Genomic DNA, 11,553 nt, shown 5'->3' with positions numbered 1-11,553 from the left:
GCTGGCGCGGTATTTTGCTCCGACTGTGCGCGGACCACCGTGCCGTACGCGGAGCGCCCGCTGCGGAGGGCGGTGGGGTCGAGCGCGGCGGCGGGCGTCGATCTCGTCGCGTTCGCTGTGTTCGGCGGGGCGATCGCGGAGGGGATCCGGCGCTTCAAGTACGGGGATAGGCCGGACCTCGCGCGCCCGCTTGGCCGGTTGCTGCTCGGCGCGGCGCGCGACGCCGAGGTGAGCGCCGACCTCGTGGTCCCGGTGCCGCTGCATCCGCGCCGTCTCGCCGAGCGGGGGTACAACCAGGCGGCCTTGCTGGCTGCGTACGTCGCTGACGGACTTCAGGCGTCGATGGCCCCGCGGGCGCTTTGCCGCGTCCGTCCCACGGCGCAGCAGGCGCAGCTCCCGCGCGGTCTCCGCTTGCAGAACGTGGCGGGGGCGTTCCGGGTCCGCGCGCCGGAGCGCGTGCACGGCCGGCGGGTCGCGCTGGTCGATGACGTGGCCACGACCGGCGCCACGCTCGCGGCGTGCCGGGAAGCGCTCCTGGGCGCGGGGGCTGCTTCGGTCACCTACCTCGTCCTCGCGACGACCGAGAGCGGCGTGGACGAGCTCAGAAGGCCGCCTCTGTCAGCGCACCGCACTTGATGCGAACTGTCCTGCCCTCGGCGAGCCATCGCGTACCGTTGCGCGTCGGCTCGCCGAGCCGCACGAAGAAGCGCCCGCAGCGCACCTCGATGGGCTGATTGCTGGGACCCACCGCCACGCCCGTGACGTACACGGTCGCGTTCTGGGAGGAGTTGAGCTTGAGGAAGCCGTAGCCGCGGCGCGGTTTCCGCGGAACGCTCGCTTCGGCCTGGGTGGCCGGCGGCTGTGGAGGTGCCGGCGCTGCTTCGGGGCTGGGCTGGGGTGGAGGCGGGGGTGGCGCCTCGGGGCTGGGCTGGGGTGGAGGCGCATCGGGGGGCGGCGGAGGTGCGGCCTGTGCAGCGGCTTCGGTCGCGCTCGGCGGGGGCTGGGCGGTCAGCAGCACGGGGGCGGCTGCTTGCTTCGAGGCTGCGGTGTTCGAGGGTGCGGTGATGACGCTGGCGGGACCGCTGGCCGCCATGTTCGCCGGGAGAGCCTCCCGGCTGCGTTCTGCGAGCCCGGGCAGGCCCGTCTCGACGGTGTAGACGCCCAGCGCAAACACGATCGCTGCCGTCGTGAGGGCAACGCCGATGGTGCCGAGGGGCGAGAGCGGCTTCGACGGATGGCCGTCAGCCGACCGAGGTTGGGGCCCGTCCCCAGCCGACCCAGGTTGGGGCAACTCGTCGGCCGACCCAGGTTGGGGGGAGAGCGGCTTCGACGGATGGCCGTGAACCGACCGAGGTTGGGACCCGTCCCCAGCCGACCCAGGTTGGGGCGCATCCTCGGCCGACCGAGGTTGAGGCGCGTCCGTCGCGAACATCGCCGCCAGTCTAGCGGGATCGTCCACCGCCGAACCTTTCTCTCCCGCTCGGCGGCCCAACGTCCGGCGCGCAGGACCGCTCCCTCCGAGCCGCTCCGGAACGCGAGCACGGACGCTGTTTGTGTGCTGGAATACATGTGTGTACGTCATCGCACATCCACTGACGTGGGTTCGCAGGGGGATGCCGCACGGCCGTCGCGCGCTGGCCGCCGGCGCGCTCGACACCCTCGGGCTCCTGGATCGCTTCCTGTGGCTGCGCGCGAAGCTCCGGCTGCCCGTGCTCTCCGTGTTCACCTACCACCGCATCGCCGAGCTCTCCGACGTGGACGAGCTCGATCCCGGCGTCGCCGAGGTGAGCGCGCGCGAGTTCGAGGAACAGCTCGCGGTCATCAAGGCGCACTGCACGGTGGTGTCGCTCCGGGACGTGCGGCGCTTCGCCAAGGGCCGGAAGCTCCCGCCGAACCCCGTCATGGTCGCGTTCGATGACGGCTACCGCGACAACCACGACGTCGCCTTGCCCCTCCTCCAGCGCGCCGGCGTCACGGCCACGTTCTTCGTCGCCACCGAGTACCCCGGCAAGGGGCGCCTCTTCTGGTGGGACCGCGTCGCGCTCCTCATGCACCGGTGCCGGCGAGCGCGCGTCGAGCTCGCCTACCCAGCGACGCTCGTGCTCGAGCCGCAGCGCGACCCGGTCGCCGCGGCGACCCTCGTCTGCCAGACCATCAAGCGCACGTCCGGCATCGACATCGGCCGCCTGTGGGACGAGATCGAGCGCTCCACGGGCGTATCGATCGACCTCTGCGAGGAGCGCGCGATCGCGGCCAGGACGATCATGGACTGGCACCAGATCGCGGCGCTGCGGCGGGCGGGCATGGACGTGCAGTCGCACTCGCACAGCCACCGGGTCCTCCAGACCCTGTCGCCCGAGGAGGCCACGCGCGATCTCGCGCGCTCCCGCCGCGTCCTCTCCGACGCGTTGAACGAGGCCGTTCACGCGGTCGCGTACCCCGTCGGCTACAGCCTGTGCGGCGCGTTCCATCGCGCCGTGCGGGAGGCCGGGTTCGAGATCGGCTTCACCAACAACTCCGGCCTTTGCACGCTCTCGTCCTTCGATCCCCTGAACTTCCCGCGCATCGCCATGGACCGCGGGCAGATCGGCGCCCTCTTCAAGCTCAAGCTGCTCATCGGCCAGCGGCCCGGCCGCTGATCGGGCAAAGCCCCTGCGCCGCTCCGCCGCCGCGCTCTCCGGCCCGCCGCCCTCGCTGCCCCAGCGCCCCCGCTCGCTCGCGGCCGCCTCGACCGGCGCGGCCGTGGCCTGGGCTGTGCACGTGCACCGTCGCTGGGCCGGTTCTGCACGCGCATGGCCTCGATGGCCAGGAAAGCTGCTTCGCAGCCTGTCCGACGAAGGGAGGCTCTCGTGAAAGGCACAATCCGTGGTCGCAGCTCCCGCGCCGCCTCGTCCATGCTCGGCGCGGCCTCGCTGATCTCCGCAGCCCTGGGCTCGGGATGCGGCGGCTCAGCGCCGCACGCGGCGCCCGCCAAGTCGCCCGCGCAGCCCGCGCTCGAGGCGCGCGACGGGCGAGGGGAGCGGAGGGGGGCCGTCGAGCAACCCGAGCACCGCGAGCAGCGCGAGGCGCAGCGCGCGTGGTGCGTGTACCTCGAGGAGCTCTACGAGCGGGCCACCGAGCAAGCGAAGGGCTGGCCCAAGTTCGAGCAATGCACCCGGATGACCACGATGGCCTCGCCGAGGATGCTCCGCGCCACCTCGGAGTGCTCGCTGGCAGCGCTGAGGCGGTTCGAGGGCGATCCCTTCACCGCCGCTTACGCGGAGGAGGTGAGCCGCTGCGGCTCCGACGCGATGACGGCCACCACGCTGCCGCGGTCGGATCTCGCGCCGTTCATGGCCGCCCTCTGCGGCCGGATCGCCGGGTGCGGAGACCTCGACTACGACACCTGCCGGCAGAGCCTCGAGGAGGGGCTCGGCCCGCAGCTCGAGCGGGCGATCGGCGCGATGAACAGCCGTGGCCGGCAGGAGGTCCGCGCCTGCTTCGGCAAGCTCGCGTGCGGCGGCGATCTCGGTCCGCAGATCTCCGCGTGCCTCGAGCCCATCATGGACGACCTGCTCTGGCTGCCGGGGTGACGCCCGGACGCGCCAGGGCGGCAGCGCTGCGCGGCGCGGCGGTCAGCCGGAGGTGCCCGGCAGGCGGCAGCGCGCGATCAGCGGGACGTGATCGGAGAGGCCGGCGAACGCGCCCTTGTGACCGAACGGGTGCGTGCCCGCGAAGTCGAGCCACTCGAGGCGCTCGGACGAGTAGACGTGATCGAGGTGCATGCGCAGGTTCATGAAGCCGGCCGTCGGGAAGGCGCGCGCCTCGATCTCGGAGAGGCAGCGGACCTTGGCGAACGCGTCCACGAAGCCGATCTCCTCGCGCAGGAAGCGATCGACCGGCGAGCCCGGCAGCGAGTTGAAGTCGCCGACCACGACGAAGTTGTCGCTCCGCCGCTCGCGGTGGACGAAGTCGGCGAGCACGCGCGCCTCCTCGAGCTGGTTCGGCCCGAACCCCATCCGCGCCTCGCCGGTCCAGAACTCCCTCGAGAACACGCTCGGCAGGCTGAGGTGGGTGTTGAACACATCGAACGTCTGGCCGCTCTCGTGCTCGAACGACACATGCGCGCAGATGCGCGTCTGCTTCAGTCTCTTGACCCTCCGCCGGTGGGTGATGTCGTGCGGACGCTCTGCGTTGTGGTGCCCGATGCGGAACGTGTCGCGCGCGATCACCGCGAGCCCCGTCGTGTAGATGTTCGTCCGCGAGGTGAGCCTGTAGGTGTGCGCGGGGAAGTAGTAGGCGACGTAGCGCTCGGGCCGCTCTGCGTGCGCCAGCGCCGCGTGCAGCTCGGTCATCAAGCGATCGAGCTGCGTCTCCTCCGGGTGCCACCGCGGGTTCATCGTCGAGGAGCGCAGCGACTGCGTCTCCACCTCCTGGAGGCACACGAGATCGGGCAGCGGGGAGAGCCGCGCCAGCGTCGTCGCGATCCGGGTGATGGCGGCGCTGGTCGAGGCGATGCCCCGCGTGCCGTGCCCGAAGTAGCGGACGTTATAGGTGATGATCCTGAGCGACGTGGCGCCGTCGGCCGCCGCCGCGCCGCCGCGGCTCGCGCCGCGCGCCTCGCCCGCGGAGCGGCCGCCAGGCGCGGAGTCCTCAGGGATTGTGCCGTTCGAACCAGGTGGGAGGCGCCGCTCGGTCATGTATCCTCTCGCCCATGGGCAAGAACATCATCGTTTCCGAGGATACCATTCGTGACCTGCTGGAAGCGCATGCCTCCCTCTCCGCCTGGTACTATGAGCTCTGGTCGGCGCTGCGGGTCGCGAAGGCGTCGGCGAGCGCCCCCGATGATGCGGCCCGTGCGGCGTTTGTCGAGCGGATGGCCACGAGCTTCCCGGAGGTCGCGTCGATCGCCCGCTCTATCCGGGTGCCGAGGATGTTCGTCCCACCTCCGCCCGCCGTGAGCATACCCCCGGTCGCGACCGCGGAGGGCGAGGGCACGGAAGAGGCCCCGACGGCGGTCGAGCCCGCTCCCGCCCGGCTCCGCGAGCTCCACGGCCAACCACCCAAGAGCCAGCCAGGCGCTGGCTCCGCCGATGAGCCCGCTCCGGCGCCGTCGCAGCCCGCGATCGCTCCTCCGCCGCTGGTGATCCCATCGACGGTGAAATACGACACCTGAGGTCGCTGGCGACGAGATCGGACTCGGCCTGACGCGCGCTGGGCGCGCTGTCAGCGGGCTGGGCCGCCGATGGAAGTCCGCCGCGCGAGGAGCTGCTCGGCCTCCGCGGCTCCCGTCCAATCGAACCTCGGGTTCAGATCGAGCGCAGCCCGCACGAGCCGCTCGCCCTGCTCAAGGTCTCCCAGCGCGATCCGGATCGCCCCCGCGTGATAGAGCAGGCGCGCGTCCCTGGTGCCGAGGGCCAGCGCCCTGTCGCTCGCGGCGCGCGCCTCGGACAGCCTGCCGGCGCGGTACAGCGCCCAGGCGAGGGTGTCCTCGGTGTCGATGTCCCCGCGGACGGCGCGCTCCGCGGCGGCGAGCCGCACGGCCTCGTCGCGCTCCAGGCCCTTGGTCGCGTAGTACAGCGCGAGGGTCCGGCGATCGGAGAGGCGCCCAGCGGCGACCGCGCTCTCGTAGGCCCGCGCCGCGCCGGCGCGGTCGCCGGCGGCCGCCCTGGCGTCGCCGAGCAGCCACGCGATCTCCGCCTCCGCGCTCTGCCGGTGGGCCCGCTCGAGCAGCTCGACGGCGCGGCCCCACGCGCCGCGGGCCAGCGCGACGCGCGCTCTGCCGGCCAGCGCCGGCGGATACTCGCCCTGCACGGCCAGCGCCCGCTCGAAGCCCCGGTCCGCGGCCTCGGGGTCGCCCTCGTGCCAGAACATCGCGGCCGCCTGCGTCAGCGCCCACGCGAGCGCCTCGGGCTCGCGCGGATCGCCCGCGTCGATCGCCAGGCGCATGATCCGCTTCGCGGTCGCCGCGTCGCCCTGGAGCCAGCGGAGGTGCGCGGCCCGCGCGTAGGACGGCAAGCCCGGCCGCAGGTCGACCATCCGCTGCGCCGCCGCGGCCGCCGCCTCGAAGTGACCGAGCCCGAGCTCCGCGTCGCTGAGCGTCCCGAGCGCGAGCGTGTCGCCCCCGTCCCGCGAGAGGACCCGCTCGGCGGCGTCGCGCGCCTCGACGAACCTGCGGTCGTGGAGCAGCGCGAGGCCGAGCAGGTCGAGCGACGCGCGATCGCCCTCCGCCTGCGCGAGCGCGAGCTCCGCGCACGCGTGAGCGCGGCGGGAGAGCGACGGATCGCCGGAGGCACGCGACTTCTTGATCCACGCGAAGCCGAGCGCGCTCCAGAGATCCGCGCCGCCCGGCGCCTTCGCGAGCCGCCGCGAAAGCGCCTCGATCTCGAGATCCGCGGCGCTCGCGCCCGCCGGCGCTGCGAGCGCGAGCCTGCGCGCCGCGTCGAGGCTCGAGGGCGCCGGCGCCTCGTCAGGGCGCTCGATCAACGCTGGCGCGGCCGGCGACGCTGACGCGGCCGGGACGGCGTCGCCGCGCGATCGCCCGGAGCAACCGAGGCTCCCGCTCAGGGCAACGCAGGCGAAGAGGCGAGCCGTTCGTCGCAGCATCGGAGCGTCGACCTCCTTTCGCGCTGGAGCTCCGCCCGGGGCGAGCCGCGCCTCTTACCGCGGCGTCGCGACCTCGATCCGATCGCGAAAGAGCTTGCCTCGCCGGTAAGCGCCGGCAAGCTCGCCGCTCCAGCGCATCGCTCGATCGGCCAGCAGCGCGCAGCGCGGAGGGGATCGCATTGCCTGTCTCGACGGATCGCGACCGCCTGCGGCGGCTCTGCGCCGCGGCGCTGATCCTGCAGCTCGGCGCCGCCTGCGCGCGCGCGCAGCGCAGCTCGCCGGACGATGGCGCAAGCGCAGCGCCCCCGCCGGACGCGGGCGCGACCGCAGCGCCCTCGCCGGACGCGGGCTCCTCGGCGAGCGGCTCCTCGCCGACGCCGCCCGCCGACACCCCGGTCGGCGACGAGATCTCTCCCGTCTACCCGAAGGCCGAGGGCGCGCCGGATCCGCTCGCGGCGCGGCTGTGCGAGGCGCTGCACGCGCTCCCCGCGCGGCGCAAGGCGGCGTGCTGCGGCGGCAGTCCGGGCTTCCATGCCGGCGCGGAGTGCGCGCGCGCGCTGAGCTTCGCGCTCCGCGCGAAGGCGGTGACCCTGTCGACCGACGCGGTCGACCGCTGCGTCGAGGCGATGGCGCGATCGCTCGAGGGGTGCGACTGGGGCGCTCCGCTCGCCGCCCCGGTTCCATCGGCGTGCGAGGGGCTCGTCCGGGGCGCGCTCGGCGAGGGCGCGCGGTGCCGGTCGTCGCTCGAGTGCGTGGACGGGCTGCGTTGCGACGGCGTCGGACCTACCGACGCGGGCATCTGCCGCGCCCCGCGCGCCGCGGGCCCGTGCGGCCTCTCCGTCGACGCGCTGGCCGCGGTCACCCGCCAGACGCGCTACGCCGAGGCGCACCCCGAGTGCCGCGGCCGCTGCGCCGGGCGCGCCTGCGCGGCGCCGTGACGCGCGCCGCGCCGTGACGCGCGCCGCGCCGGCCGGCTCAGGGCCGGAAATGCCCCTGCGTCGCGCCTTCCCAGGCGGTCGCGAGGTACGGGAACGCCGGCAGGAACCGCGCGTCGTTCGCCGCGACCCCGTCGCCCGCGGTCGTCCCGGGCGCGCCGGTCAGCAGGAGCGTGAGCAGCGCGTCGGTGACGTCGGTCTGCTCATGATCCGCGCCGGGCACCAGCGCGCGGCCGTTCGGAAAGGCCGACGGCATGCCCAGATCGATCCGGAGCACGTCGCCGACCGTCTCCAGGTTGTGCCCCCCGAGGCGCGCAGGCTTCAGGTTGAACAGATCGATGAGGTCGGTCCGGTTCTGCTTCAGCGCCTCGGGATCGAACCCCGCGAGCGGCTGGCCCGTCCGGTAAAGGCCGGCGAACTCCGCGTCGCGCACCACGATCGGGTTCAGGAAATACGCCCCGAAGTTGGCGAGATCGTCGCGCGGGTGCGCGCGGTTGTACTTGTCCTTGTCCTGCAGGCCGATGAGCCAGGTGTTGACGAGCGGCAGGCCGACCCGCGACACCTGCACCCACGGACCCAGGCCGTCCTCCTTGCCGTTCGCGCGCAGGATCCGCACCTTGCGGCGGCTCGCGGAGGCCCAGACGCCGAGCGTCTGCCGGTCGCTTGGCCCCGGCGTCGGCGCCGACCCGCCGTTGACCACCGCGAGCGGGATCTCGAGCGCGAGCGTGTGGACGTTGAAGCCGGCGAGGTTGTCGCGCCCGGCGCACGACGGGTTCGGCGCCGCGAGGAGCGGGCACAGCCCCGCGAGGTCGAACGCGCGGCCGAGGTCGGCGTAGAAGCCGTCGTCGCGCGGCCCGGCCCAGGCGCGCCCCTCGCCGCCGGCCATCTGCTTGAGGAACTTCGAGGACGTCGCGAAGGCAGGGTAGCCGCCGCCGGTGATCTGGTAGGCGAGCTGGTTCGTCCGCTTCCCGATGTTCGGCGGCGCGACCGGGGCGCCGGCCAGGATGACCTTCGACGCTCCGCCCTCGATCTTCGTGATCGTGTACGTCTGCTCCGCGCCGGCGAGCTGCGCGAAGAACTCGTTGCCGCCGCTCGGCGCCGGCGTGAGCCCCGCCGGATCGGCCACCCGGTACGGCGTCGTGGAGAACCGGAACTGGTAGGTCAGCGCGTCCTCGAGGCTCGACGGCCCGCGGGCGATGTGCACCTCGTAGAGCACGTCGTCCGAGAAGCCGTGGAAATTCGGCCCGCCGGCGGGCTCCTCGAACGGGATGTAGCTCGCGAGGAGCACGAGGTTCGCGCCCTCGACCCACGCGTAGAGATCGGTGTTGTCGGCGGCCGGATCCCCGGCGATCGCCGGCGCCTCGCGGTGGCTCGACGCGGCGGCGAGGCCGGGTGCGCTGAGCGCGGCGCACGCCGCGATGGCGGCGGCGACGCGCGACGGTCGGTGGATCATGCGTGCGGGTCCTCCCATCGCTCCTCCGCGGCTCACGGCCCGAGCAGGAACACCGAGCCCTGCTCCTGGGCCCTGTGATCGACGAACGCGAAGACGTCGGCGCCCTTCGCCCGGTGCAGCCCGCCGGGCTCGTCGTGGCCCGGGGCGCCGGTCGCCGTCGCCGAGCGCGCCCCGGACGCCACCTCGATCCGCACGACCTCGTCGGCGCCTCGGGCCACGTCGCGCGCGAGCACGAGCAGCGCCGCGTCGTCGCGCGTCAGCGCGAGCCCGCACGGATAGCCGACGTGGAGCCCGGTCGCGAACGCGCTCACGAAGCCGTCCTCGATCCGGAAGATCGTCGCCGTCCGGTCGGGGCTCGCGAGGGTGTCGCACACGAAGACGGCGCCCCCGCCGGCGACGGCGACCCCGCTCGGATCGACCAGCGGGCTCCCCGTGGCGATCGCGGAGGCCTCGCCGCCGCGCGCCGGCAGGGCGAACACGCCGGGCTGGCCGCCCTCGCGATCGCGCCCCGAGAACACGATCCGCTCCTCGCCGTCCGCGCCCCGGGCGACCTCCAGGCCGCGCGCGCGCATCCCCTCGCCGCCGCGGACCGGCGCGACGGCGCCGCCGGGCAGGTCGATCGCGAAGAGGGCGCCCGCGTCGTCGAGCGCCGCGCCGCCCGCGCCCGGATCGGCCACGAAGAGCCGGCCGCCGTCCGCGCTCGCCGCGATCCCGAGCGGCGCGACGAAGGGCGGTCCGGCCGCGATCTCGGTGGAGCCTGCTCCACCGCGCGCGCGGGTCCTGAAGACGCCGGCCCTGCCGCCCGCGTCGATCGCGGTGAAGTACACGTACGCCGCGCCCGCGTCCGGCGTCGCGTCGAACGCGATCGCCGGGGCGAGCGCCGAGATCGCGTAGGAAACATCGCCGCCCGCGCCGCCCGCGCCGCCCGTACCGCTCGTCGCGGCCGCGCCCCCCGTGCCCGCGGCGGAGCCCGCGACGGTCCGTCCCGGCGCTTCCTCTGCGCGGCTGCAACCCGGGTTGCCCGCGGCGGCCGACAGCGACGCGACGGCGCACAGCACGCCGGCGCTCCGCCGGAAGTCCCCCCTGGCTTCCGTCATGCCTGCTCCTCCCGGCGGCGCTCGTGCGCCCGGCGCGCGCGGCGCACGTCCACGCGCGCCGATGCGCGTGCCGCGCGGCGATCGCGCGGCGCCGAACGCGGCCGTTCTGCCACGGCGCTCCGGGACCGAGTAGGCCTCGGCCGCGCCGCGCGCGACAAAGCCGCGCGCACCCTGCCTCTCGAGTCCGGGGTCGCCCGCCGGCGCTCAGGCCGGCGAGCAGCCCCGCGCGGGACGGCCGTACGGCGTTCCCCCGTCGACCCGCTGAGGACCCCGTTTTATAACGACATCCATGTTCGATGTCGCTCGGTCATTGTACGCACGGGCGTTGGAGGACATCCGTGCGGCGGGTCTCTACAAGGAAGAGCGGATCCTCGCGACGCCGCAGGGGCCGGCGATCCGGACCGAGGGGGGCGCCGAGGTCCTCAATTTCTGCGCGAACAACTATCTTGGCCTGTCGTCGCACCCGGCGGTCATCGGCGCGGCGAAGCAGGCGCTCGACTCGCACGGCTTCGGCCTCTCCAGCGTCCGCTTCATCTGCGGCACGCAGGACCTGCACCGGCGGCTTGAGTCCAGGATTGCCCGCTTCTTCGGCACCGAGGATGCGATCCTCTACTCGTCCTGCTTCGACGCGAACGGCGGCCTGTTCGAGACGCTCCTCGGCGAGGAGGACGCCGTCATCTCGGACGCGCTGAACCACGCCTCGATCATCGACGGCATCCGCCTCTGCAAGGCCGAGCGGCACCGCTACCCGAACGGGGACATGGCCGCCCTCGAGGACATCCTCCGCAAGACGGAGGGCAAGCGGCTCCGGCTCATCGCCACCGACGGCGTGTTCTCGATGGATGGATACCTGGCCAAGCTCGATACCATCTGCGATCTCGCCGACAAGTACCGCGCGATGGTGATGGTCGACGACTCGCACGCGACCGGGTTCATCGGGCAGACGGGGCGGGGGACCGCGGAGCTCTGCGGGGTCATGCATCGGGTCGACGTGATCACCTCCACCCTGGGCAAGGCGCTCGGCGGGGCGAGCGGCGGCTTCACCACCGGCCGGCAGGAGATCGTCGACCTGCTCCGGCAGCGCTCGCGGCCGTACCTGTTCTCCAACACGCTCGCGCCCGCGATCGCCGGCGCCTCGATCGCCGTGTTCGACCTCATCGACGCCGAGCCCTCGCTGCGCCAGCAGGTGATGGAGAACGCGCGCCGCTTCCGGCAGGGGATCACGCAGGCCGGGTTCACCGTCAAGCCGGGCATCCACCCGATCGTGCCCATCATGCTGGGCGAGGCGCGGCTCGCGAACGAGATGGCGAAGGCGCTCCTCGCCGAGGGCATCTACGTCATCGGCTTCTCCTACCCCGTCGTGCCGAAGGGCGAGGCCCGCATCCGGGTGCAGCTCTCCGCCGCGCACGAGCCCGCGCACATCGATCGGGCGATCGAGGCCTTCCGCAAGGTCGGCCGGCAGCTCGGCGTCGCGAGCTGACCG

11 protein-coding genes are annotated in these 11,553 nt (G+C 73.8%); 6 read left to right on the top strand and 5 right to left on the bottom strand.

Annotated elements, in window-relative coordinates:
• The first annotated feature begins 39 nt into the window (after window positions 1-39).
• Window positions 40-636 (top strand): ComF family protein, encoded by a 597-nt coding sequence (locus WMF26_RS41720; RefSeq protein WP_437997270.1) that lies wholly within the window; start codon window positions 40-42, stop codon window positions 634-636.
• Here the strand turns inward: WMF26_RS41720 and WMF26_RS41715 are convergent.
• A complete protein-coding gene (locus tag WMF26_RS41715) occupies window positions 602-1,174 on the bottom strand; it encodes a hypothetical protein (protein WP_437997269.1) in 573 nt (190 codons plus the stop codon). The genes WMF26_RS41720 and WMF26_RS41715 overlap by 35 nt on opposite strands.
• Window positions 1,175-1,613: 439 nt before the next feature.
• On the opposite strand from WMF26_RS41715, the gene WMF26_RS41710 reads away from it, so the two are divergent.
• Together WMF26_RS41710 and WMF26_RS41705 are read left to right on the top strand one after the other, a co-directional pair.
• The gene (locus tag WMF26_RS41710) at window positions 1,614-2,639 is read left to right on the top strand and encodes a polysaccharide deacetylase family protein (RefSeq protein ID WP_437997268.1); all 1,026 of its coding nucleotides are present in this window, start codon (window positions 1,614-1,616) and stop codon (window positions 2,637-2,639) included.
• Window positions 2,640-2,849: 210 nt separating this feature from the next.
• Window positions 2,850-3,572 carry a hypothetical protein gene (locus WMF26_RS41705; protein ID WP_437951656.1) on the top strand — a complete coding sequence of 241 codons (723 nt, stop codon included), beginning with the start codon at window positions 2,850-2,852 and terminating at the stop codon, window positions 3,570-3,572.
• A 42-nt stretch (window positions 3,573-3,614) separates the two neighbouring features.
• On the opposite strand, the gene WMF26_RS41700 is transcribed toward WMF26_RS41705, so the two are convergent.
• Window positions 3,615-4,679 carry an endonuclease/exonuclease/phosphatase family protein gene (locus WMF26_RS41700; protein ID WP_061623866.1) on the bottom strand — a complete coding sequence of 355 codons (1,065 nt, stop codon included), beginning with the start codon at window positions 4,677-4,679 and terminating at the stop codon, window positions 3,615-3,617.
• A 14-nt stretch (window positions 4,680-4,693) separates the two neighbouring features.
• Between WMF26_RS41700 and WMF26_RS41695 the strand changes: the two genes are divergently transcribed.
• Entirely contained in the window at window positions 4,694-5,155 is a 462-nt protein-coding gene (locus WMF26_RS41695; RefSeq protein ID WP_061623865.1) for a hypothetical protein, read from the top strand.
• Between the two features lie 50 nt (window positions 5,156-5,205).
• Here WMF26_RS41695 and WMF26_RS41690 read toward each other — a convergent pair whose 3' ends face one another.
• Window positions 5,206-6,465, bottom strand: coding sequence for a hypothetical protein (locus tag WMF26_RS41690; protein WP_437997267.1), 1,260 nt, complete (start codon window positions 6,463-6,465; stop codon window positions 5,206-5,208).
• A 299-nt stretch (window positions 6,466-6,764) separates the two neighbouring features.
• Here WMF26_RS41690 and WMF26_RS41685 point away from each other — a divergent pair, with 299 nt between their 5' ends.
• The gene (locus WMF26_RS41685; RefSeq protein ID WP_437997266.1) at window positions 6,765-7,523 is read left to right on the top strand and encodes a hypothetical protein; all 759 of its coding nucleotides are present in this window, start codon (window positions 6,765-6,767) and stop codon (window positions 7,521-7,523) included.
• Between the two features lie 37 nt (window positions 7,524-7,560).
• Here the strand turns inward: WMF26_RS41685 and WMF26_RS41680 are convergent, their stop codons facing one another.
• Window positions 7,561-8,973: a DUF4331 domain-containing protein gene (locus tag WMF26_RS41680; protein WP_437997265.1), complete on the bottom strand. Its 1,413-nt coding sequence runs from the start codon at window positions 8,971-8,973 to the stop codon at window positions 7,561-7,563.
• Between the two features lie 32 nt (window positions 8,974-9,005).
• Window positions 9,006-10,070 (bottom strand): hypothetical protein, encoded by a 1,065-nt coding sequence (locus WMF26_RS41675; protein ID WP_437997264.1) that lies wholly within the window; start codon window positions 10,068-10,070, stop codon window positions 9,006-9,008.
• A gap of 289 nt (window positions 10,071-10,359) precedes the next feature.
• On the opposite strand from WMF26_RS41675, the gene kbl reads away from it, so the two are divergent.
• Window positions 10,360-11,550, top strand: coding sequence for a glycine C-acetyltransferase (gene kbl / locus WMF26_RS41670; RefSeq protein WP_437997263.1), 1,191 nt, complete (start codon window positions 10,360-10,362; stop codon window positions 11,548-11,550).
• The last annotated feature ends 3 nt before the right edge of the window (window positions 11,551-11,553 follow it).

The organism is Sorangium sp. So ce185 (genome assembly GCF_051526825.1).
Lineage (GTDB): Bacteria > Myxococcota_A > Polyangia > Polyangiales > Polyangiaceae > Sorangium > Sorangium cellulosum_D.
Note: the sequence above shows the minus strand (reverse complement) of the source record. Positions and strands in the feature narration are given on the sequence as shown.